Consider the following 23,579-nt stretch of genomic DNA (forward strand, 5'->3'; position numbering starts at 1 on the left):
CACGTCTGCGGGATCAAACCATCACCTCCCATGACCCGCAAGTTCGTTGAAAGCCGAACAATCGGACCGGCAAACACCTGATTATTACATTGTAAATATTATACATCATCATCCTGTGAATCCGTGAAATTACTTTGCGGAACTACATCCTATTTACAATGATGCCAAGATAACCTTTCGCTCACTACTAATAACGCTTTTAGAGACAAAATAGTTACCATATGATCTGGATTTGTTACAATATTCTTCAAATTCCGGGTCGTTTAGCACGAGTCATTCCGATGGGGAAGGAAAAAATTACCCCCAATCCTTTCAACGAAGGAATGGGGGGGCGTTAGTCAGAAGAAGAAGTATTGGTTGCTGACGTTAATTTAATGAAGTATTGAAAGTCTAATATTTTATTTTCGGCTCTTACATGAGGTTGGACCGAGGGGGATGGTCCAACGACGAAAAGGGATGTCCACGGTCACGATGGCGTGACGAGGGCATCCCTTTTCATCTTGCGCAGCAATTTTTATGCGTGGAGGAACTATTTGTGTGTAATCACACGATTGCCAAAGTCGGGGTCGATCTCATCCGCTTGGACAAGCCATTTTCCGTTTTTACGGACGAGGGTCAGGCGGCCTTCCAAAGGAAGGCGTTCGCTTTCCCCGTTTTGCCGAGTCAGGATCAAGTCTACCGTATAATCGAAATCCACGTAGTTTTCCGCTTCCTGATAGAGTTCAAAGATCAGGTTCTCCGGTTTCATGGAAACTTGCTGGACGGTCGCAATTCGGAACGTTAAGCCACTGTAGCTTGTATTGCCCGGTTTGTCGGTGTAATTATCCGCGTATAGAGGTTCCATTTCTGCAAGGCGTTTCATCATGGCCTCTTCCTCCAAAGGCGTCTCCGGGATCTCGTCGATCGTATACTCTTTGGTCTTGTACGTTTCCGCTGCCTTCATGGCTTCGGCCATTTCTTGTTCATCCATCGACGTATCCGGGGTAACATCTGGCTGCTGCGTCTCCGGTTGTTCCACGGTGGGTTCTGCTTCCATCTCATTGGAAGGCCCGGGTGATGTGCATCCGCTTATGAGTGCGACGAACAACAACGTTAATCCCAAGAGCGATGAGAAGTTTCTCGGCATTCATATCTCTCCCTTCTAGTTGAGGGTAATATTACCATATGACGGTTGGGATTCAAAATGAAAGGATCATATTGCTATTCACTTTTTAAATTCGTAAATAGCCAGAATAATAATCGCAATTAGCGCTATGAGGAAAAAGATAGCAAGCGCAATTAAAACACCGTAACCCAGTACGGAGGCTAACTTAGTGACTATTTTTTTCATAAAAGACAACCTTTCTATTTAAGGTAAAAAGGTGCTAACAGCTGGGGGAGCTAGTGTTTCTTATTTCATTACATCTATACTCAACAGAACGATAACCTTAATTTGTAAGTTGGTACTTAGTATATAAACCGCAAAAAAACATACACACGTTAACGGAGAGGCAGAACCAATCTGAAGAAGCGAGGCGTTCGCATTTATCACCGGATTTCCCCTTTGAAACAGGGATTTGAAAAAATCTGGGGATAACAGCGATCGGAAGATGGTACTGCACTCGCAGTGGCCTAGTGTGATTGATTAATGCGGCTTCTATTGTAATAACAACTTGATAAAGAGTTTAGTTTCCCATACCACCAAAAGAGTGACTCTGAATTTTGATTGCTCCTCTATAGTAGACAGGTGAGAGGGAGCATTTTTTTGGTGGAAGTATCATAGGTGAAGCACACATAGGTCCGTTTGACCAAAGAATAAATGTTAACAAGAGTAAGCATGTTGAGGAGATTACACGAATATGTAGGTATGGTAGTCAACAAGCATTGTTTATTTACGGACTAGAAGTCATGGGAAAATGCAACGTAGGGTCGATTCCAGTAAACAAACTGACTTGTTAAAATTTAGATATCATTCGAGTTCAGTTTGGCGGTGAAGACGGCATGCAACGCATTATGGTTCATCCTGATTTGTTAGATGAGAAGGCACGAATGGTTCAGCAAAAAAAGCAGGAACTTGAGCGAATGGTTTGGGAGCTCGAGAAGTCCATTTATATGTTACAGTCGGAATGGTCGGGGATCACCGGGGAGAAGTTTTTTCAAGATTTCAGATTGGCCAGGGAAGTATTCCCCACAACGCTAGGACTGCTAAGCCGCATTCAGAACGAGTTCACGTTCATCGCCAACAACTTCAGAACGACCGATAACACGGGGGAGGTTGCTCTTTATATTCCGGAAGAGTTGAAGAGAGACTTTACTGTAGGTTTGCTAGATGGATCTGTAGGCGAAACGGTTAACGGAATCGGGGACGCGGCTAATGCATTGTGGCATGATCCTTTCGGCACATTGGCGAGTCTGGGCTATGGGTTGACGGTAGGCAGAGTTGTGGATGTCGGACGGGGCATTTCGTTTGCATGGGATGCATTATGGGGAACCGGAACTGCCCGCTCGGATGCCGAGAAGTTTGTAGAAGAGCAGAAGAAGATGATCACCGAAGACAAGACGGGGTATTATGGCGGTGCTCTTACGGGTCAAGCGTTGGCTTATGTATTCTTTGGGAGAGCGCTTCGCTCGGTGGATAATAAGCATGGCGAGATTGGTGGGTCGAGTGGCGGGAAGTCGGAGAGTTGGAAAGGGAATTTAGGAATAGGTAATGAGAAGGTAAGAAGTGAAGGAAACAAAATGATATATACAAACCAATATGGTAGTGAAATTTCTTGGGTTAATCAAAGATCCAGTGACATAGATGCAATTATCGATAAAAACCTAAAAAGCGCCCAACCCGGTGACAGATTAGAAGGGGAAGTAGCAAGTGAAGTGAAAAAAATAGGTAGATTACAGGGAACGGGAGTAGAGTTGAAAATGCAAGATGGTAGAATCGCAGGAGATATAGATGTCTTGACCGATTCACACATAATTGAGGTTAAGAAGTCCCTAGGCGCAGTCGATAAGAAGCAATTTGATAAGCTGACCAATCCATTAAATGAAAAATACTTCAACTATGATAACAGAGAAATTATTTATTATATTGAAGACGTAAAAATCAAAGGAAGAGCGCAAGAAAACATCGTTAAAATGATTGAAGATAAAGGAATCAAAATCATCAGTTCTAAAAATGAATTAGAGGAGGTCTTGAAAAAGTGAGCTCGATCATTTTTTTGAAAAAGATAGAGAACTATTCTCCCGAACATGCGTTAGAAGCATTTAAGCAGGCCGCTACGAAAGCAGGCATGTTTTGCATTTTAACAAGGACGAAGTCAAGCAAAGGTCAATTTGTATCTGGCGAAGGAACGTTATCGGAAGTGGATGAGGCTGCATTTTTAAGTGCGGATAACAAAGAGCATCTAAAGTACTTCACATTTAATATTAATCCAGTGGATGAAGACTCATATGACAGCTTTACCTGGCTAACACAAAACGAAAAGTATTTTTGGGCTATCGATATCGAAAATATTAAAGATGACTACGCGTTTATTTATCATTTTGTTATAGCGTATTTTAGAGATCATCCTGAAGATTATCTATGGTTTGATGATGCGGATTGGTATTATACGGCTAATGACCTCATTAGGTTAAGTAACATGCCATACAATCCGCTATGGTCTAGTGAGAAAATCGTGTGAGAACGTCGGAGTTTAAACTCTCGATTGAATTATGAATGGGAAAGCGTACTTGTTATTACTAAGGGGGAAAAATGGGGATTTCTGCACATATTCTTTTTAAAAGAGGAAATAGCATTGAAATAAATGATTTAGTACTTCGATTAGATGAGTTATGCAAGAACGAAGGAATGTTCTATAGCCACACCTCGAATGAAGTAGACGATGCTGGGAAATTAAAATACTGCGAATACTGTGTTAGCGATATTCCATTATATGAAAGTTATAATAGGCCAATTTGTTTTGGTATTGCTGATGAACCGTATCCGTATAAACTTGTTGAGTTCGACTGGGAGTCATCTCCACAAGAGTATTTTAAAACGTTGGTTTCTGGCGATTTTGTAGACAACGAAGATTTATTATTCAAATTCCTATGTGTTTTTCTCCATGAATTCCCCAATGCTAGAGTTTGGATTGAAGAAGACTGGTTCTACACATTAGCCGATCTGAACAAACTTAAGGAAAATGATGTTGATCATTGGTGCTACATCAATCCTAGCCAATTTCAGAAAATAAAGGATTAATAGGAGGAATAGGACGAAGTAGCTGGTGGGATTTTGGCATGGCGAAGCTACTCGAAAGGGGGAGCTGTGTCACTTGATCTTTTGGTGAAGATTCTAAAGACAAGAAAAACCACCGGCGATAGGTTGGCGCCAAAACCGGTGGTTTTTCATTCCGTATGAATCTCTCGCCGTGGGTAGCTCGCAGGCCTTTGTTAAAAAGTCACGATGTATCGAGCATCGCGGCTTTTTTAGTTTAACGCTTTCTCTACTACTGTCATTATACTACAACAAGAACACCTAGAAACTTGGATTTGAATTATCGCTGGTCAGATTTTCATATGGAGGGTAATGCAATCTACTACAAATTGGCCGATAATAGTTGTAATAGCTTTTTACTAGATATCCCATGTACATAGCATTCCCAAATACAACATTCTACGGACAAGAGGTACAGTCATGAAACAAGGCATATACGAACAATTAATCAATACGATCACTCGTGAAGAACTGTCTGCGCTGGACCCTGATGCATATTCCATTGGGACCGAGCGGTTGGATGCAGAGGAGGCACGGAAGCTGTTATCTACATATTTGGCAGCGGTCACGAGACGGGCACTCAAGATCGTGCGGGAACAGACAGAGGACAGCGGTGCGGTATTGGCACAGATTCGGACGTGCAATGAGATCATCGCAACATTGAAACATACGATCGGCGACGAAGAATACCGGGAGCTTCAATTGGACGAGCAGGGCGAGGTACTGACGCATGTTTATTCCAAACTGAACAGTATTCGGGCGGTCAAGGAGTCTAAAATCTTGCGGCCAGAAACGCCGCTATCTCAAAGTTCCTTGTTTACGGGTGCAAAATCCGAGCCCAGCATGCTATTGGAGTTGCAAAAAGAAATCGTGACTTCAGACCGCATCGACTGGCTCGTATCATTCATTAAATTCAGCGGCATTCGCTTACTGCTGGAACAGCTTCAGCAATTTACGGCGGCTGGGGGCAAGTTGCGGATCATTACGACAACGTATATGGAAGCCACTGATCTAAAAGCGATCGTCGAACTAAGCAAGCTGCCGAACACAGAAATCCGCATTTCGTACGATACCAAAGTAACGCGTCTGCATGCAAAGGCATACCTTTTTCATAGAGATACCGGATTTACCACAGCATATGTCGGCTCGTCGAATCTCTCCAACCCAGCGCTTACGAGCGGCATGGAATGGAATTTGAAGGTGACCGAGAAGGATTCCGTGGACGTCCTGCGCAAGATTGAGGCGACATTCGAGAGCTACTGGAACGACAGGGAATTTACGGCATACATTGCCGAAGATGCTGCACATGAGGAACAGCTCAAAACGGCATTGGATCGGAAAAAAGAGCACCTTAACTCGTTTCATTTGGATATTCAACCGTATGACTACCAAAAAGAAGTGTTAGAACAGTTACATGCTGAGCGTGCCTTGTACGGAAGAACGCGCAATCTGATCGTGGCTGCGACGGGTGTTGGTAAAACGGTCATCTCCGCTTTTGATTACAAACGATATGCAGGAGCGAATGCACGAGCCCGATTGTTGTTCGTTGCCCATCGAGAGGAGATTCTCAAACAGAGCCGGGATACGTTTCGTTACATCCTGAAAGATATGAACTTTGGTGAGCTGCACGTGGGACGTCATCAGGCGGAATCATTGGATCATTTGTTTATCAGCATTCAGAGCCTGAATTCTATGAAGCTCACCGAAGTTACAAGCCCGGATTTCTATGACTACATTGTGGTGGACGAATTCCATCACGCGGCTGCACCTTCGTATCAGAAGTTGCTTGCGCACTATACGCCGTCTATTCTGCTGGGGTTGACTGCTACGCCGGAACGCATGGATGGACGGGACATTCTTACGTATTTTGATCATACCGTAGCGGCCGAAATTCGCTTGACCGATGCCATTGATCGTAAGCTGCTGAGTCCGTTTCAATATTTTGGCGTTACGGATACCGTCGATTTGTCTCAAGTGAAATGGTCGCGCAAAGGATACGACCTCCATGAGTTAGAGAAGCTGTACACGCATAACAAAATTAGGGCTACCCAGATCATGAACAGTTTGGACAAGTATGTCACTGATCTGAACGAGGTCAAAGGACTGGGCTTCTGCGTCGGCGTGGATCACGCCAAGTACATGGCGAAGGTGTTCGAAGAGGCGGGGATTCCGTCTATTGCGCTGCATGGGGAGTCGAGTGAACAGGAGCGTCAGTCGGCGAAAAGCCGCCTTGTCAGCGGAGAGTTGCGCATGATCTTTGTCGTTGACCTTTACAATGAGGGCGTCGATATTCCGGAAGTGAACACGGTGCTCTTTTTGCGGCCAACGGAAAGCTTGACCATTTTTCTTCAACAGTTGGGTCGTGGACTGCGTTTGGCAGATGGAAAAGAATGCCTGACGGTGCTGGATTTCATTGGACAGGCGCACAGGGAATACAACTTCCAGGACAAGTTCAGAGCCTTGATCGGACCGACGAAGCATTCGATCTCGCATTATGTGGAGAACGGGTTCTCCAATCTGCCGCGCGGCACGTTCATTCAATTGGAAAAACAGGCCAAAGACTATGTGATGCGCAACCTCAAGCAAGCGAGCAGAAGCCGCAGACATCTGATTCAGAAGCTGCAAACATTCGAAGCAGATACTGGATTGCCGCTAACGTTATCCCATTTTGTAGAGCATCACGGGATGACATTGCATGACTTTTACGGAGGTCGGACAGGTAAAAGGTATTTCCGCGGCCTGATGGCCGAGGCGGGGTTGACGGATACCATTGAAGGAGAACCGGGGGAATATATTCGCAGGCTGCCGTCACTGTTGTCGATCAATTCCCGAAGTTGGCTTAATTTTCTATTACGTTATATTGAGCAGGGGTATGGGCCAAATAACGAGGAAGAAGAGCGTATGCTCGTCATGTTCTATTATACGTTCCACCGGGCTGCACCCGAGAAGCTGGGCTTAAGTGGGGTAGAGGACGGCGTAAAACGGGTGCTGGCTTGTGAAGCTTTTCGCGCCGAGATTGTGGATATTCTGAAATATAACCTGACCCACTTGCGGTTTGTGGATAAAGAAAATGATTTTCCATATACTTGTCCACTGGATATCCACTGTACATATTCCATTGATCAGGTACTGGCCGCCTTTGGCTACTGGAATGCCGATCAATCCCCAGCTTTTCGCGAGGGTGTGAAGTATTTTGTAGACGAGAAAACAGATATTTTCTTCATTACGCTGAACAAGTCAGACAAAGACTTTTCTCCATCCACGTTGTATGAGGATTATGCGATTAACGAGCGCCTCTTCCATTGGCAGACCCAAAGTCGGGTATCGGAGCAAACGACAACCGCGCAGCGCTACATTCACCATCGGGAGACGGGGCACCGGATCGCGCTGTTTGTGCGGGAATATAAGGAAGAGCACAACTATACGTCTCCGTTTGTGTTTCTGGGGGAAGTGGATTATGTAAGCCATGAGGGGAACAAACCGATGAGCTTTGTGTGGCGGCTGCGAGAAGAGATGCCTGCGAAGATGGTGGCTGTGGCGAATAAGTGTATTGTTTGAGAATAGTTATATGGCAAAAAAATCACTTTAGTTGGAGGTTGAAGTTCGTGTGGAGTCAATTCCTTGACGGAGAAGTTATTTCTAAAATAGGCAGTTGGGGAGGCTTGGGTTTAGCGTTCGTTACTCTGTTTTCATTTCTGAGAAAAAACCAAGTCATTACAACATTAACTTCGTCTAAGGTTGAAAGGCTACTTTCATCAAAAGAAAAAAGGACTGTAATAAAAATTTTAAATTTTATTATGTTTGTAATTATAGGATTCATATTCAGTATTATTCTGACAATTGCATATTACAATCTTTCGAGCATAGAAAGTATTATACCTGTTGTTATAATAGTAGGAATTCTTGCATATTTGATAGTTGCATACATTATGGTCATAAAAAGAACTGCTTTTGATAAATATCTTTCTGAATCAGCCAACTTAAAATTGACAATGATTATATTTATGATTCAAATGTTATCTTTCTTTTCAATAGGCCCACTAGGAATTTCTTTTCTAATTTTGGATGGGAAGATAAACCTTACCTTCAATCAGCCAGAAGAATTATTAAACAATTTACTTCTTTGCGGTGTAGTTCTTGTTGTATTTGTTCTATTAAGTGCCACTACATTGGTTCAACTTCGAGATAAATTTAGCAAGTATCACTATGAGTGCTTCTATATTTTAGAACAAGGAAATACCAATGAGAGATGGTTTATTTACCACCTGATGGATAACGAAAGATTTTTACTAGGGAATAAAGAGTTTAAGCAAGATGCGACAGTTTTCCGGACCGAAGAACGCTCAAAGATACTAACCGAAAAAATATTTCTGTTAAAACTTTTGAAAAACAACGAAGAATCAATAGAGTACCACATATAAACTAGTCAAGATAAGTAATTTTATTTTAGGCGGTGACACCATGATTATCTACAGTAGTAGCGCATTAGCTTTTCGGGAGTCCGTTGATAACAATCAAATTACAGTTCAGATTGAAGAAGCCTTTATTAAAGGAATGGGGAAGAGGCCAAATAAAGGAGAGGTGCGAGCCTGGAATAACTCTATGCAGTTTATGGAGAGAATTATTCGCAATTCTAAGGTAGCAGATGATTGCGGGATATTAATTGAGTACAATATTCCTTCTACAAGTAAACGAATAGATTTTATCATTGCGGGTCAGGACGAACAAAAGAACGACAACTTTGTGATCGTTGAGTTAAAACAATGGGACGCGGTAGAGGCTATGGATCGCGAGGATGTTGTCAGAGCGTATATTGGTGGGAGGACAAGAGAAACACCGCATCCTTCATATCAAGCATGGTCATATAAACAGTATTTGAGTGATATGAATGAGGCTGTATATTCCAAAGACATTAATGGATATTCCTGTGCATATCTACATAATTACAGGACAGTTCAGCCTGACCCTCTACGATATACTCAATATCAGGATATTATCCGTGAAGCTCCCTTGTTTCTAGCTGAAGATGCATCCAAGCTTCAGGATTTTCTGAAAAGGCATGTAGGACAAGGAAATGGAGTTAATTTACTTTATTTAATTGAAAACGGTAAAATTCGACCTTCCAAGAAGCTGATTGATCATATCGATGGTTTATTTCAAGGGAATTCTGATTTTGTTTTACTTGATGAACAAAAGGTTGCGTATGAGGCGATTATGAGCCTGGCTAAGCATACAGATGTGAAACGAACCATTATCGTCCAAGGCGGGCCTGGGACAGGAAAATCAGTAATATCTATGAATGCACTTGGTGGTTTACTCAAAAACAAGTTGAATGTGAAATTTATTGCCCCCAATGCTTCATTTCGAACGGTCATGGTTGAGACCTTGACTAAACAACAAGTTAGAAATAAAACAAGGACAAAGATGTTATTTACGGGATCAAGTCAATTTTATAAAGAGCCTGCGGATATGTATGACGTACTTGTTGTCGATGAAGCCCACCGTTTGAAAGGTAAAGGGGCATATCAATATCTTGGAGAAAATCAAATAGAAGATATCATTAAAGCGTCTAAAGTTAATGTGTTTTTCATAGATGACTTTCAACGAATTCGTCCTGAAGACATAGGTTCTATTGCAGAAATTAAACGTGTAGCTGCCCAATATAACTCTGAGGTTCATGAATATTCATTAGCAGCACAATTTCGTTGCTCTGGAGCAGAAGGTTTTTTGAATTGGGTTGATGATGTTCTGCAAATTCGCCCTACAGCTAATTTCGAAGGCTGGGACCAAGATTCATTTGAATTTAAATTAGTGGATACTCCAAATGAAGTGTACGATCTAATTAAAAATAAAAACGATCAAGGGTATAAGGCGAGGATGTTGGCAGGGTTTGCTTGGAACTGGACTGCTGATAAAGAAGGCAATCGGAATGGAGAAGTCCCTGATGTGACGATTAAAGAGCATAATTTTGCTATGCCTTGGAATGCACGTTCAATATCAAGTACTTGGGCCATACATGAGAGTGGGATAGATCAAATTGGATGTGTTCATACGTCTCAGGGCCTTGAGTTTGATTATGTTGGCGTTATTATAGGAAACGATCTAAAGTTTGATTCGGATAAAATGGAAATATATTCGGATTATGAAGAGTATAAAGACAAAATGGGAAAAAGGGGATTGAAATTTAAAAACGAGGAGTTATCAAGACTTGTAAAAAATATATATAAAATTTTAATGTCACGTGGAATGAAGGGCTGTTATGTGTATTGTAGAGATAAAACTTTAAGAGATTATTTGAATGAAAGATTGATAAAGAATTAAATAAAGGGAATTAAAACCCCATCAACTTTCTCACAAGTGATGGGGTTTATTTATGTCACGATTTCTTTGATTACTTTCTTGGCTAATTGAAGTCTATCGGCAGATGCATCCCTTAATAAATTTACGATCTCCCGTATCTCCGTTTCAGAATTCGTTACCTCAACATCCTCATTTACATATGCAAATAACTGAACTAAATTAACCTCAAGAGACTCAGCAATCTTTGCCAAGTTCACCAAAGAAACGTTCTTTTCTCCACGTTCGATTTGTCCTATGTATGAAAAATGAAATCCGCCTTTTTCGCCGAGGGATTCTTGTGAATACCCTCTTTCTTTGCGTAATGCGCGAATTCTGGCTCCAACCAGCTTCAAAACTTCTCTGTCCTTGTTCATGGTATTCACCTCTCTATGTTCAAAAGTGTAGACAAGTTTCTTTAAGGTAAACACCAAATAATAAATACAAAAAGATATTTTGATTACTATAGGTATCATTTTATTGTATAATACTGGTATTAACTCTTTTGGAGGGATGACAATGGCAAGAAATTGGACAGTACCCGATGCACATTGTGTTCACCATTTGGATTGTACCTCAATTTCGCCAGACCCTGATAACTACATACAACCCAAGTCCAATCAAACTCAAACTGATCACATGCTACATACTAAAGTTACGGACTATCAAAAACTTGCTCAGTATCACATCAAACTTGCTGCTATCATGGGGAATCACCATCAATTTAAAACCTGTCTGATTCTCTGCGATTGGGCTCTAGCCTCCATGATCAAGGCGTTATATATCCAAAAGTATTATTTAGCGCACCCACCCAAGGAACTTACTATGAACGAAATCTTGCCTCTAGTACATACAGACACCGACCCTGGATTAGAGATAGCGTTGTTCATCGGCACGATGCAATTTATGTCTTCCTTGGAGGACTACTCACATGAACAGCCACTGGAGCTAAAGAACATCAAAAGGCTTGTCCAACGAACAGAAGAAATATTAGAGGAGCTATCCACACGAATGATGAATAATTCACCCAAGTTATCTTAAAGGGAATTATCGTGAGAACAGGAATGGGGGATTAAAATGGGAAAGTATGTATCTGTTAGAGGTTGGTTAGAGTGTGATGAACAAACTGTGCATGAGGTCAGAAAGATTCGGGATGACTATACCGAGAAATATAATGATACTTTACTGGACAAGAGCAAATTAGAAATGTACCAGTCAGGTTGGACTTTTCCAGAGACACAAATCAATTGGACAGCTTATGTATTTTATGGGGCCGATATTAGAGAATATTATCTTGATTTTATGAGAAAGCAACTATCAGAGATGGCCGCCATTTCGGACATAACGGGATATTTCCTAATCGATGATCACGATGGAGAGAAAAATCTATGCTGGCAAATCTCCGGCCATAAATTGATTAAAAATGAGCAAGAGAATATAACTTTCAATAAGTAAATTAACAATACCTACTATTTTACAGAATTAACTGACTTCCTACCCATGGCAGATGGTATAATGGCAAAAAGGGAGATTTTGGCGATAAACCTGAATACTCTCATCTTAGAAAGGATGTCATGCCATATGCCTACATACAACAAATTGGTGCGGGATAAAATTCCGCATATTATTGCATCTAGCGGGAAAGAAAGCCGCACACGTATTTTGGACCCGGAAGAATATAAGCAAGAACTGCGCACGAAGCTGCGCGAGGAGTCTGACGAATACTTTAGCGCAAAGAACGGTCAGGAAGCATTGGAGGAACTCGCCGACATGCTGGAAGTCATTCGTTCTCTGGCTGAAGTGCACGGCGCGAATGCGGCGCAACTGGACAAGCTGCGGGCGGATAAGGCCGAGGAGCGCGGCGGATTTCAGGAACGGGTGTATTTGATCGATGTCGACGAAGCTTAATGTCAAACTGATTACCGACAATCTTGCCGATGAACTGATTGCCCGGGTGCATACCGCATCCGGGATTTATATCATGACCTCGTTTATTATGGAATCCGGGGTAAAGCTGCTGGCTCCGCATCTGAAACAGGCTGCCGAACGTGGCGCAGAGGTGCGGATGCTTGCCGGGGACTATTTATATATTACGCAGCCGGATGGTCTCAGGGCGTTGTGCGAAGTGGACCCTCGGATCGAGGTTCGCTTATGGCGGAGCATGGGGACATCGTTTCATCCGAAAGCGTATCTGTTCGATCATGACAATGGCGAAGGATTGCTGATTGTCGGCTCGTCCAACTTTTCGTTTACAGCCCTGAAGACTGGATATGAATGGAACCTTGCGATGAATGCGGAGGCAGAACCGTATACGTTTCAGATGGCCTTGGACAAGTTCATGCAAAGTTTCTACCACGAGACGACATTACCCGTAAATCCCGATTCGATTGCGTTGTATGAAGAAGAGTATGAGAGATATCACCAGCGGAACCCTGAACTGATCCAGCGCATCACCGAAATGGAGGAAGCCGAGATCAGCGTGGGACATGTCGAGGAAACGGAAGAGGTAGCTGCAACGGTGTCTCTTGTACCGATTCAGCCGCGTTTCGCACAGATCGACGCATTAGAAGCTTTGCATAGCACCATGGAAGAACAGTACGACAAAGCGATGGTTATTATGGCGACCGGGCTTGGCAAGACGTATTTGGCAGGATTCTTCGCTGAGCGGTTTAAGCGTGTGTTATTCGTGGCGCATCGGGAAGAGATTTTGAACCAGGCGAAAAAGTCATTTCAGCAGATCATGCCTGAACGCAGCCATGGCATTTACAATGGGCAGCATAAGGATGGCGAAGCCGACTGCGTTTTTGCCTCTATTTACACGCTTAGCATGCAGAAGCATCGGAGCGCGTTCGAGCCGGATGCGTTTGACTTGATCGTGGTGGACGAGTTCCATCATGCGGCAGCCAAAACATACATCAACGTCATCGAATATTTCCGTCCCCAATTCCTGCTCGGCATTACGGCAACGCCGGACCGACTGGATGGCAAAGATGTCTATGCACTGTGCGATGGCAATGTGGCGTACCAGATGCATTTTATCGAAGCAATCCGGAGAGGATGGCTATCGCCGTTTCAATATTATGGCGTGTTCGATGATACGGATTATTCGCAAATCCGCTGGATCGGGACGCGTTATGATGAAGAGCAGTTGATGGCAGCTCAGCTTCACGAGACGTACGCGGAGAAAATTCACGCTGCTTGGATGCAGCATAAGCAAACGCGCACGATCGGTTTTTGTTCTTCGATCCGGCAGGCGAACTATTTGGGGGAGTATTTCCGAGCCCAAGGGGTGAACGTGCTCAGTTTGCATTCCCGTACGACGGAAATGTCCCGTGAAGAAGCGATACGAAGACTGGCCGAGGGCGAATTGGATATTGTTTTTACCGTCGATCTGTTCAACGAAGGAACCGACATCCCCAGCGTGGACACGCTGCTGTTCGTGCGGCCGACGGAGTCGTTGACGATCTTTACTCAGCAGGTGGGCCGAGGGCTGCGTCTTGCCGAAGGTAAGTCTCATTGCGTCATTATCGACCTGATCGGGAACTACCGCAATGCGGATGTGAAGCTGAGTTTGCTGGATGCGCGTGCAAACGAGGATTCGGATGAGAAAAGGTCGGATTCTACCATCCCGCAAGTTCCAGCCAACTGCGAAATTCATTTGGACACGCGGGTGGTCAACCTGCTTCAGGAGCTAAGCCGCAAGCGTCTTCCGCGCCGGGAGAAGCTTCATAAGGACTTTTTGGACGTGAAGCAAGAGTTGGGCCGCATCCCTACGTACCTTGAGCTGCATCTTATGGGACAATCCCCGAGCATTGGGTACCGGAGCGAATTCGGTTCGTATGTCGGTTTTCTGCATTGGGCCGAGTTGCTATCTGCCAATGAGATCAAAGTCTATGTACGGCAGGAGCTCTGGCTGAAAGACGTGGAGAAGACGCTTATGAACAAAAGCTATAAAATGGTTGTACTGCTCTACATGCTGGAGCGTGGCGAAGAACATTGGCTCGATCCGATTACGCCGAGCGAGGTGGCTTCGTTTTTCCATAACTATCTGACAGAGAAAGAGTATCGGAAACGGAAGGACTTTTCGGACAAAGACAAGCTGGCGTTATGGGAATGGAATGAGAAAACCGCAGCGAAGGTGGAGAAGCTGATTGCCGATATGCCAATGTCCAAGTGGGGCGGGGCCAAAGGAAGCATGACCCGTTTCGAAGACGGCGTCTTCTCATTGAATATTCAGGTTCATGACGATGCAGAACGTAATTTGTTATACCGATGGACAAGGGAAATTTGTCTGTATCGGTTGCATGCGTATTTCGAACGAGGTGTGCAAGAATAGAAAGAAAGATTTAATCTATATAGGTTGAACTAGACATTTACACGATAACGGAGAGGGCAGAAAGAATCTGGAGAAGCGAAGCGGTCTAAAAGCTTTCTGAAAGAAAGCTGCATCGGAAGCATAGGCTTATCACCGGATTTTCCCTTTGAAAAAAGGGGATCAAAAAAATCTGGGGATAACAGTGATCGGAAGATGGTTCTGACCACGTAGTGACTCCGTGTAAAAATCATCGGTTCAACTTATATAAATGGCGAAAGCCTCGGAAATCCCCCTTTAAAAATTCAAAATAACCAAGCCCGATCTTCGTTTCTCGAAGGGTTGGGCTTTTTCCCATCTAATCTATTTCCAATTTGTTTACGAATAGTTACAATATTGGTTTTCTTCTTTACGGCTTTGATACCGAACTGAAACCCCAATCGGAATCCCGTATTATATAATGACTTAAATTGGAAAAACACCCCGATGAGGGGTGTCCCGCCTGATACGCTTAGAAATTGGTCGAGTACGACAATCCGAAAGACGAAATATTATAGCTTTTGCCATGCACTGTCCCCGAACCGTTGCGGATCGCCGTCCTGCGGGCGATGGGGTCAGAACCTTTGACGCCTTTCAAGACGGAATATAGACGGTCTTTGTCAGGGTAGCGGCCCGTTTCGCCGGAATTTCTCCAAGCTTTCTCAAGCGACGTGATCTCGGAAATAATCGAGCTCTCGCCATCAAGGCTCCAGGATTGAACGGCATGATCGAACAGGAAGGCAAGGCCTTGCGTACTTACGATGCCGAATTTTCCGGCGAAGGCAACGGCGCGATCCAGATAACTTTGAGCATGCTTGCGCTGCAGTGCCTGGTTTGCCGATTTGGCGCCCATCGCTTCGAACAGGCTTTTCCATTCAGAGACGACCCCGCCGCCGCTTGTAGAGATGCTGTCCCCCCAAGCAATCTGTTGAGCCTTCGTTTTGTTGAGGACGACGTCTTTCAGGGTTGCTGCCTTGGTGGTGCCGAATATGCCTTTGAACTCGGTCTCGTTGTTCTGGATGTACTCCTTCAGCAGCGGTTGCAAGCTGCCCTGGCCAAAATTGTACTGGATGATGCCGAAGGATAACCCTTGCCCGTCAAAGTTGCCGCTCAGGTTGGAGTAACCGTTGTTACCCTCAAAGAATCCGGTGTTTCTCAACAATTTGTCTTTCAAGCTGTCTGTAAGTGCCATGTGCTTCATCTCCTTATGTTTGGGAATACTCATAAAGCGAATGAAGTCTGGCGTAAAACAACCTGGAATGGAGAAAATCTTCGATGAAAAAATATGCCCTCGCTTTCTTGATCTTCTTTATAATTGGTACGGGGAGTCTGATCTGGGTCTATACAAGCACCATGACAACAAGTCAGGCCGCCGAAACAAGCGCGGTACACATGGAACGACTTGGCTCCGGATCTGGCGACTCAGCTGCGGCTTCTTTGCCTGATGTCGTGGAATTCAAAAGCGATGATACGTCCCTCAAAGTACACCTTAACGACATCCCGCAGTATAAAAAGTATTTGCTGAATCAGGGAAATATCGAATCAGAGATTGCGCGCACGCAGTTTGTGAAACTTCCTGTATCTACTGCTGAAACGCATGCGATGTTGAAGTATAGCTGCGGAACCCAAGCGTGCTCCACGATCCTGATCCGAACCGATGGCGAACATACCGATAGTTTAACGATGCCTGTTGGCATTTTTCAGGATTACAAGCTGTCTCCCGATCATGATAAAATGCTGTTTCGGTATGCCAACGATGAAGGCGGTGTGGTCGTCCGGCACATTATCGTTGCAGTGGATCTAGACTCCTTTAAAGTGATTCGATATGCATCGCCCGATCTTGAAAAACAGTTCATGTTGAAGCCGACATGGCCAGTCCTGTCTTATGCATGGATCAACAACGATCGATTCGATCTCGAAACGGCAGCCCTGGATACCAGTGATTTTAACGCGATCAAAGACTGGTTATCCTCGGAACGTCGCAAGATCAAGAAGGTGGAGATCCAACTGGATGATAGCCATCAGTTAGATGAGTTTCCTCGTGAATAATAAACATTCCATGCAGCAAAAAAATCGATGAAAGGACGTTGGCCCTTGCCCGGGCTGATGTCCTTTTTTAATTGCAGCAGCTTCTTTTCCTTGTTCCCAAGGTTTAGCGATCTACCGGTTCACACGTTCTCATGCTTATCTATTCTGCAACGAACTGTTTACTGTTTTTATTAAAGCTATATGTTGTAGTTAATGTATCGCCTTGTCCTTCTGTATTTCTCGTGGTTACGACCAGCTTTTCGCTTTCATTATCGGGAGTACTCGTCTTTTCATAATTGATTGTTTCCTGAACGTTGTCAGCCTTTTTAAAAGGGATTGCAAATGCTTCTCCGCTTTCTTTATCCACGCCAAAAGCATAAGAATTATACCCTCTTGAAGAGGTATATTCAGGAGTGAGCAGGAAAACGTCCATGGCTTCAAAGCTGATTTTCTTGAAGGGAATAGGCTGGTCAGAAGGTTGAATAAACACAAGCTCCTGTAGTTCTTTTATTTCTTTTATCTCCTCATGATGTTTTAAACCACGGAGTAATTACCTTGACAAAAGAAGTCTCCTTCACTCCCTAGAACACTTGGTGTGGTGACTTGGCCAATCGCTTCTTTTCCTTTGGAGACAACATATAGCTCACCGTGATCTGTATCTACCCGGGCTCGAACAGTCGGATGTTCTTGATAGGAATCAATTTTAACTACATTAGCATAGGGTGATTTTGGATTTTGATTTTTGAATTCATCACCCTTATTCGTCTCCGTCGATGTACTTTCGGTCTGATCTATAGACTTTTCTGAACTCTCAGTACCACATCCAGATAACAAAATACTGACTGCAGCTATGGAGCTTAGGACAAACGAAGGTTTCTTGAAAATTATTGAAATCGCTTCCTTTCTAAATGCTCGTGTATTTTACAAAGATGATTTTACATCATCTATAACCCATAGAAGTGGATAACATGTAATTTATTTCTTAAAAAGGAGCAACTTACGATCAGACGTGCCGCTAGCGGAAAATGGGTTACCAAGATGCAAATAACTTCGTCTGCTGCTTATTTATTTTGTACATAATGGAAAAAAATATAGTATAATAAAACGAACAGGTGTTCTTATTTTGGTTGTTTTTAAGGGATTGAATTTCGCCTTCTTATATATAAAGAATGAAGGAGGGGGAGTCGGATGAGCACCCTGGAAAGACATCGCGATTACGCCACGCAAACATGGAGCGCACAGTTTGAAGAGTACAAACAGCAGCATCCCGCGTTATTTATGAACCGGGTCGTTGCCACCTTTTTTGAGCAGGAAAAGCACAGAAAGCTGTTAATCCAGTCGATCAGAGGCGAGGAGGGGAAGGAAAAAGAACTGAACGAGTCGTTTCGGCGTTATTTGTTCCAATATCGGTTCATTACGTACATTACGCTTTCGCTCAAATTCATGAGCATGGATCAGATGAGGCGCAATCAGCGTTATGCCACCCGCAATGTGCTTATCTATGACAAACCATCCGCGGAAGATTCGGACACGCGACTTGGGGAAACGATAACTGCATATCAAGCTTCATATGAACCCCCGATGTCGGATGAGCAGACGATTCGGTTCAGGGGAGGTTTTGAGAACGAACAGGTGGAGTCGGCATTTGAGCGGTTGACGGAAAAACAGAAGAAAGTGACGACGTTATATTACGGACAAGGATATTTCGATCATGAAATTGCCAGCAGTCTTCAGGTCAGCCAACAGGCTGTGGCGAAGACGAGAAACGCGGCATTGAAAAAAATGAAAACGATACTGGCGAGAGGGGAATAAGCGATGGACCAAAGTTCTATTTCGACGCTAATCGCAGGGATCAGTCAAGTCGGTTTCCCCATTATGATCACGTTGTATTTGTTCACACGATTCGAAAAAAAGCTGGACCAGCTTTCCCTGAACATAGGGAATCTGATCGAAGTCATCAAAGCGGTGATTAAAGATGAATCCAGGAAACATTGAGTTCTATGATGAAGTTCAAAAAGCACAGCGCGGTGATCGGGATAGCATGCTGCGCATCATCAACGCCTTTCAACCGGTTATTCAGAAGATGAGGAGCGAGGTCAGACCGCAGGAACGGGACGATCTGTCCCAGACCATTGTGGAAGGATTGATCGTCAAAATCATGAATTATAAGCTGGATCAGGTTCCGACGTATTCGGAGTTCTGCAAACAACTGTTTCTTACGGAACAATCCGATGGTTCTTCTTAAAGGTAGAGGAGAGTCTGCTTCAATCCAATCCATGCAGTCTGGAAAATACATAGGAAGTAGGGAGGTTGCGGCCCTGCTTTCCTTTGTTTTGTTGTTATGATGAGCCAAGGGGCCTCCATGATCATCATGATGAAACAAAACGCCGTATAATCCCGTTTATAAAGGAAGACAACCATGGATGGAAATCGTAGAGAGGAGGCGTAACATGAAAAAAGTGTATTATATGCTGCTCGCTGCCCTTTGCGTGGTCACGGTGGCAGGAGCCGCGTATGCGTCGAAAGCAAAAGCGTCCAACGCCGGCACGGGAAAAGCTTCTCCGTCGTACACGTTAAAGGTCAACGGAAAAATCGTGGAGCCGGACGGCCACGCTCTTTCGCCCTATGAAGTACAAGGAGCGGTGATGGTTCCTTTGCGCCAAACGGCAGAGGCGTTGGGATACACCGTAAGTTGGATGCCGGAAGAGAAGGCGGTTCGCGTGGAAGACGGCATTCAATGGATGTTGGTGAAAAGCGGCAGCCAAGCGGTTCAATTTACCGGGAAATTGAAGATCATTAACCTGACGCAAGAAGTGGATCTACCCGCGCCGGTCCAAACGCATAAAGGCGTTACGTATGTGCCGGCTTCCTTGTTTGAGCCATTTTTCAACGAGGTGGTCGTGAAGGACGGTAGCGTGTCCATTTCGGCACAAATGTCGACCATTCAATGAGATTTCCCTTTGAAAAAAATCTGGGGATAACAGCGATCGGAAGATGGTACTGCACTCGCAGTGGCTTGGTGTGATTTGTGATTGCGGTTTATATAGGTACGCAAATCAAACCTTTGATGATTCGCTCCAGGCAGCAGCGAGAACTCAAAGGTTTTTGGCTATGCATGATGGCTGATTATTCGGATCACATTCGTGAGGCGTGGTTTGTTTGTTCCGGATGACTTCTTAAATTCACCGCAAACAACAAGCAGGAGAGCAGGTAGACTGCGCTCAGCAACAGATAGGGCAGCTGCAAGGAGAGTTCCCGATCCAGCCAGTTTTCGCTAACCCGGACCAACAATCCGCCGAGAAACGTACCGATGGCGCTAATGCCGAACGAAAGAAAACGAAACACGCTGCCTACTCGGCCCAACAGCTCATTCGGCACCGAACGCTGCAGGATGGAGGAACGGATCACGTTGTAAACGACGATGAAAAAGGCCGCGCAGAAGTACAATGCACCCACGGCATAAGCGTTCGTAGTAAGGCCCACCAGACCATAGATTACGCCCATGCTTAACACGCATAGCAAGATAAGCTGCTTGGCGTTCCAACGGTTGCGCATCCGGGCTACGGCCTGGCTGCCGATAATGCTGCCCACGGTGGCAATAGCAATGAGCATGCCGAACGCATGCGGTTCGAGATGCAGCACTTCCCGCACGAAAAAGATTTGCGTCGACAAAATGACGGCATACATCAAGGTCACGGTAACCGATAGCAGTGCCAAGCCGCGAAGGAAACGATCCTGGATCACGTAACGAATGCCTTCCCCAAGCTCCCGCCGCCAGTTGGTCATGGGCCGATCAGGCTTGGAGGATTGTCCATGCTCCGGCGCAGCCGGTACATCGAGATTGGCGGTTTGCCCTGGTGTGAAGGTCCCCTTCAATCCGATCAGAAGCAAGACCGCGACAACCGCCGTAACCGCATCGATGGCAAAAGGAAAGACGATGTGCAGGCCGAGAATGAACCCGCCCAGCGCCACGCCCAGAATGTCGCTCGTGATCAGCTGCCCTGCGGTAAACTGGCCGTTGGCTTTTTCCAGTTTGCGTTCATCCACGATCTGTGGAAGGATCGTCTGCACGGTGCTGTCGAATATGACCCGGCTGACGCCGATGCCGAACATAAACAGGGCCAGCGCCGGAATGCTGATCCATCCGCTCCACACGCACAAGGTCATGAAAACAAGCAGGACCATGCGGACCATGCCGGCACCGACCAACAGGTGTTTGCGTGAATAGCGATCGATCAGGACACCGATGGGCAAACTGAAAAGCAGCCAGGGCAGACGTAACGCGGTCATCGTGATGGACGCATACAGCGTATCGCTGGTGAGGGTGGAAATCAGCCAAGGCACTGCCGCTATGGTGAGACCGTCCCCCAGGAACGTGATGGAGAACGCGGCAAAGAGCTTGGCGTAGTTCGTTTTGGTTTTCATCAAGACCTCCCATGTTCAAAAGAATGTTATCCCAAAAATGAGGCTGCAAGTCCCGGTTTCCATTAAATACAAATTTAGTGGATATCGGGAAGGTGTTCAAGCGCTTTTTCCGTGCAAGGACATCTGTTCTATTCCCTTAAGCGGAGTTTCCGGGAAGCTGTCGGACCCGTCGCCTAGAGGTATGTCGAGGACCATAGAGTACCCATTCGGACACATCTTTCAAAAAACGCTTACAAATTTCAAAACTGCCCTACCTTTTCCCTTCGGAAGCTGAGATAATGGGGGAGGTAAACGCGATATTTTTTCGACCAGAACAACATGGATAATCCAAAACTATACCGCTTACATATGAAACGGGAGGAATACACAGATGACACAGATCACAGAGATCATCAGATCGGCAAAGGGACAAGCATTGCTGGCCCAAATGTACGGAGCGCAGCACGTCGAGGAGCAGGCAGCACGTTACGAGAAGCTGGATGCGTCGTTCCGGCAGCATTTTGGCGCACAGGACGGAGTGCAATTGTTCAGTTCGCCAGGACGCAGCGAGATCGGCGGCAACCATACGGACCATAACCACGGGAAAGTGCTTGCGGGCAGCATTACGCTGGATACGATTGCGGTGGCCGTGCCGACGGACGACGCCGTGATTACGTTTTATTCCGAGGGATACGACAAAAAGTACGTCATCGATCTGGCGGATTTGAAGCCCAACAGCGAAGACGATGGAACGACCGGGCTGATCCGCGGCATGGCAGCGGGCTTCGTGGAGTTCGGATACAACGTTGGCGGGTTCCAGGCAGACATTTCCAGCAACGTGTTTTCGGCGTCCGGCGTGAGCTCTTCCGCATCGTTCGAGATGCTGATCTGCACGATACTGAACCATTTTTACAATGAAGGCCGATTGGATGTCGTGACGCTGGCGAAGATCGGACAGTATGCGGAAAATAATTTCTGGAACAAACCGTCCGGCTTGCTTGATCAGATGGCATGTGCATACGGCGGACTGATCTCGATCGATTTTGCCAATGCGGCCGAGCCTGTGATCGAACCTGTGAACTGGAACTTCCAGGAGAACGGTTATTCTCTGGTCATCGTAAATACGGGCGGCAACCATGCCGACCTGACCGAAGATTATGCCTCCGTGCCGAACGAAATGAGAGCGGTGGCCGAGGCGCTCGGCGGAGAGTACGTTCGCGATATTTCGGAGGAAGACATCTACGCCAAGCTGCCTGCGATACGCGAAGCGGCCGGGGACCGGGCGGTGCTGCGCGCGCTTCATTTCCTGGAAGAGAACAAACGCGTGGACGGTCAGGTGCAGGCTCTGCGCGAAGGACGTTTCGCAGACTTCCTGTCCCTGATTACGGCATCGGGCAACTCCTCGTGGAAATGGCTGCAGAACGTATATCAGAGCGGTGCCGTGCGCGAACAGGAAATCTCGGTCGCGCTTGCGCTGACGGAGAACTATTTGGCCCAATTGGGCGATGGCGCGTGCCGCGTTCATGGCGGCGGTTTCGCCGGTGTTATTCTGGCGATCGTGCCCAACGACAAGGCCGAAGAGTACATGAACTGGATGCGCGGCATGCTGGATACGCCGGTCATCGTGGTCAACGTGCGCGAACATGGCGCAATCTGTTTGAATGCCGTACTTTCGGCATAATCCATAATTATATCGCATCGTCCGATCAGAGCGGTCTTGGACTGGTACTTTCCAGTCTGGGCCGCTTTTTTGTTAAGTTGCTTCACTGAGGCAAGGGGGACGGGCGGAATAGGGATGTGGTATGCTCGTGGAATTTTACGATGCGGGTTCCAAGCGATGATTCCGATGATCTACGAAATGCAGAATGCGTGCGTGCTGGCAGATGGGGGAACGGTATTCCCTGTATCCGCTCGTCATGGAGCATCCTGCTCAGATCATTCCGATGGCCGATGTGAACGTCCGTTGGCATGATGCTGAATATAGGATCGACAGCGGAGAGGGCCTCTTTTTGCAGCCGACCGAAATGAATCTTGAAGCGGCGGTGCAGGCCTAACGAACATCAGGAACCTTATTTCGGGGAAATGGACAGTCCCGAATTTCTAACGAACATCAGCGAGCTTATATGCACCAAAGTAGGCGATCCGGAGCTGATTTTGCACGGATAACGTGTCTCAGGTTCTTTAGAAATGATCGCAGGCACAAACAGGACAAATAAGACGTATCAG

Annotated in this window: 22 protein-coding genes; 17 read left to right on the forward strand and 5 right to left on the reverse strand. The window is 45.5% G+C overall.

Features of this window, described 5'->3' with window-relative positions; all coding sequences use genetic code 11:
• Positions 1–529: 529 nt before the first annotated feature.
• Positions 530–1,126, reverse strand: coding sequence for a hypothetical protein (locus RSX24_RS18460; protein ID WP_343261427.1), 597 nt, complete (start codon positions 1,124–1,126; stop codon positions 530–532).
• An 854-nt stretch (positions 1,127–1,980) separates the two neighbouring features.
• Here RSX24_RS18460 and RSX24_RS18465 point away from each other — a divergent pair.
• The 6 genes from RSX24_RS18465 to RSX24_RS18490 all read left to right on the forward strand — a co-directional run bounded on the left by RSX24_RS18465 (position 1,981) and on the right by RSX24_RS18490 (position 10,555).
• Positions 1,981–3,180 (forward strand): WXG100 family type VII secretion target, encoded by a 1,200-nt coding sequence (locus tag RSX24_RS18465; protein ID WP_343261428.1) that lies wholly within the window; start codon positions 1,981–1,983, stop codon positions 3,178–3,180.
• On the forward strand, positions 3,177–3,659 hold the full coding sequence (locus RSX24_RS18470) for a hypothetical protein (RefSeq protein WP_343261429.1): 483 nt from the start codon (positions 3,177–3,179) through the stop codon (positions 3,657–3,659). The genes RSX24_RS18465 and RSX24_RS18470 overlap by 4 nt, the downstream gene beginning before the upstream one ends.
• A gap of 71 nt (positions 3,660–3,730) precedes the next feature.
• The gene (locus RSX24_RS18475; protein ID WP_343261430.1) at positions 3,731–4,219 is read left to right on the forward strand and encodes a hypothetical protein; all 489 of its coding nucleotides are present in this window, start codon (positions 3,731–3,733) and stop codon (positions 4,217–4,219) included.
• Positions 4,220–4,654: 435 nt separating this feature from the next.
• Positions 4,655–7,792, forward strand: coding sequence for a DEAD/DEAH box helicase (locus RSX24_RS18480; RefSeq protein WP_343261431.1), 3,138 nt, complete (start codon positions 4,655–4,657; stop codon positions 7,790–7,792).
• Positions 7,793–7,839: 47 nt separating this feature from the next.
• Positions 7,840–8,655: a hypothetical protein gene (locus RSX24_RS18485; protein ID WP_343261432.1), complete on the forward strand. Its 816-nt coding sequence runs from the start codon at positions 7,840–7,842 to the stop codon at positions 8,653–8,655.
• Positions 8,656–8,695: 40 nt separating this feature from the next.
• Positions 8,696–10,555, forward strand: a complete 1,860-nt coding sequence (locus RSX24_RS18490) for a DNA/RNA helicase domain-containing protein (protein ID WP_343261433.1) — start codon at positions 8,696–8,698, stop codon at positions 10,553–10,555.
• Positions 10,556–10,605: 50 nt separating this feature from the next.
• On the opposite strand, the gene RSX24_RS18495 is transcribed toward RSX24_RS18490, so the two are convergent.
• Positions 10,606–10,947 carry a helix-turn-helix domain-containing protein gene (locus RSX24_RS18495; RefSeq protein WP_343261434.1) on the reverse strand — a complete coding sequence of 114 codons (342 nt, stop codon included), beginning with the start codon at positions 10,945–10,947 and terminating at the stop codon, positions 10,606–10,608.
• Positions 10,948–11,089: 142 nt separating this feature from the next.
• Here RSX24_RS18495 and RSX24_RS18500 point away from each other — a divergent pair, with 142 nt between their 5' ends.
• The 4 genes from RSX24_RS18500 to RSX24_RS18515 all read left to right on the forward strand — a co-directional run bounded on the left by RSX24_RS18500 (position 11,090) and on the right by RSX24_RS18515 (position 14,906).
• Positions 11,090–11,611 (forward strand): hypothetical protein, encoded by a 522-nt coding sequence (locus RSX24_RS18500; protein WP_343261435.1) that lies wholly within the window; start codon positions 11,090–11,092, stop codon positions 11,609–11,611.
• 36 nt (positions 11,612–11,647) lie between these two features.
• A complete protein-coding gene (locus RSX24_RS18505) occupies positions 11,648–12,025 on the forward strand; it encodes a hypothetical protein (protein WP_343261436.1) in 378 nt (125 codons plus the stop codon).
• Between the two features lie 126 nt (positions 12,026–12,151).
• Positions 12,152–12,478 (forward strand): nucleoside triphosphate pyrophosphohydrolase, encoded by a 327-nt coding sequence (locus RSX24_RS18510; protein ID WP_343261437.1) that lies wholly within the window; start codon positions 12,152–12,154, stop codon positions 12,476–12,478.
• Positions 12,462–14,906, forward strand: coding sequence for a DEAD/DEAH box helicase family protein (locus RSX24_RS18515; RefSeq protein ID WP_343261438.1), 2,445 nt, complete (start codon positions 12,462–12,464; stop codon positions 14,904–14,906). The genes RSX24_RS18510 and RSX24_RS18515 overlap by 17 nt, the downstream gene beginning before the upstream one ends.
• 487 nt (positions 14,907–15,393) lie before the next feature.
• Here RSX24_RS18515 and RSX24_RS18520 read toward each other — a convergent pair whose 3' ends face one another.
• Positions 15,394–16,113 (reverse strand): hypothetical protein, encoded by a 720-nt coding sequence (locus RSX24_RS18520; RefSeq protein WP_343261439.1) that lies wholly within the window; start codon positions 16,111–16,113, stop codon positions 15,394–15,396.
• 83 nt (positions 16,114–16,196) lie between these two features.
• Between RSX24_RS18520 and RSX24_RS18525 the strand changes: the two genes are divergently transcribed.
• The gene (locus RSX24_RS18525; RefSeq protein ID WP_343261440.1) at positions 16,197–16,970 is read left to right on the forward strand and encodes a hypothetical protein; all 774 of its coding nucleotides are present in this window, start codon (positions 16,197–16,199) and stop codon (positions 16,968–16,970) included.
• A gap of 139 nt (positions 16,971–17,109) precedes the next feature.
• Here the strand turns inward: RSX24_RS18525 and RSX24_RS18530 are convergent, their stop codons facing one another.
• Positions 17,110–17,439, reverse strand: coding sequence for a hypothetical protein (locus tag RSX24_RS18530; protein WP_343261441.1), 330 nt, complete (start codon positions 17,437–17,439; stop codon positions 17,110–17,112).
• A gap of 698 nt (positions 17,440–18,137) precedes the next feature.
• Here RSX24_RS18530 and RSX24_RS18535 point away from each other — a divergent pair.
• The 4 genes from RSX24_RS18535 to RSX24_RS18550 all read left to right on the forward strand — a co-directional run bounded on the left by RSX24_RS18535 (position 18,138) and on the right by RSX24_RS18550 (position 19,900).
• Complete coding sequence (locus RSX24_RS18535; RefSeq protein WP_343261442.1) at positions 18,138–18,761, forward strand: sigma-70 family RNA polymerase sigma factor; 624 nt, start codon at positions 18,138–18,140, stop codon at positions 18,759–18,761.
• Positions 18,762–18,764: 3 nt separating this feature from the next.
• A complete protein-coding gene (locus RSX24_RS18540; RefSeq protein WP_236420984.1) occupies positions 18,765–18,944 on the forward strand; it encodes a YvrJ family protein in 180 nt (59 codons plus the stop codon).
• Complete coding sequence (locus tag RSX24_RS18545; RefSeq protein WP_343261443.1) at positions 18,925–19,194, forward strand: helix-turn-helix domain-containing protein; 270 nt, start codon at positions 18,925–18,927, stop codon at positions 19,192–19,194. The genes RSX24_RS18540 and RSX24_RS18545 overlap by 20 nt, the downstream gene beginning before the upstream one ends.
• Before the next feature lie 205 nt (positions 19,195–19,399).
• On the forward strand, positions 19,400–19,900 hold the full coding sequence (locus RSX24_RS18550) for a copper amine oxidase N-terminal domain-containing protein (RefSeq protein WP_343261444.1): 501 nt from the start codon (positions 19,400–19,402) through the stop codon (positions 19,898–19,900).
• Between the two features lie 184 nt (positions 19,901–20,084).
• Here RSX24_RS18550 and RSX24_RS18555 read toward each other — a convergent pair whose 3' ends face one another.
• Entirely contained in the window at positions 20,085–21,374 is a 1,290-nt protein-coding gene (locus RSX24_RS18555) for an MFS transporter (RefSeq protein WP_343261445.1), read from the reverse strand.
• A gap of 370 nt (positions 21,375–21,744) precedes the next feature.
• On the opposite strand from RSX24_RS18555, the gene RSX24_RS18560 reads away from it, so the two are divergent.
• Positions 21,745–23,034: a galactokinase gene (locus RSX24_RS18560; protein WP_339276276.1), complete on the forward strand. Its 1,290-nt coding sequence runs from the start codon at positions 21,745–21,747 to the stop codon at positions 23,032–23,034.
• 202 nt (positions 23,035–23,236) lie between these two features.
• The gene (locus RSX24_RS18565; protein WP_343261446.1) at positions 23,237–23,407 is read left to right on the forward strand and encodes a hypothetical protein; all 171 of its coding nucleotides are present in this window, start codon (positions 23,237–23,239) and stop codon (positions 23,405–23,407) included.
• The last annotated feature ends 172 nt before the right edge of the window (positions 23,408–23,579 follow it).

The organism is Paenibacillus hubeiensis, from assembly GCF_032334105.1.
Classification (GTDB): domain Bacteria; phylum Bacillota; class Bacilli; order Paenibacillales; family Paenibacillaceae; genus Paenibacillus; species Paenibacillus hubeiensis.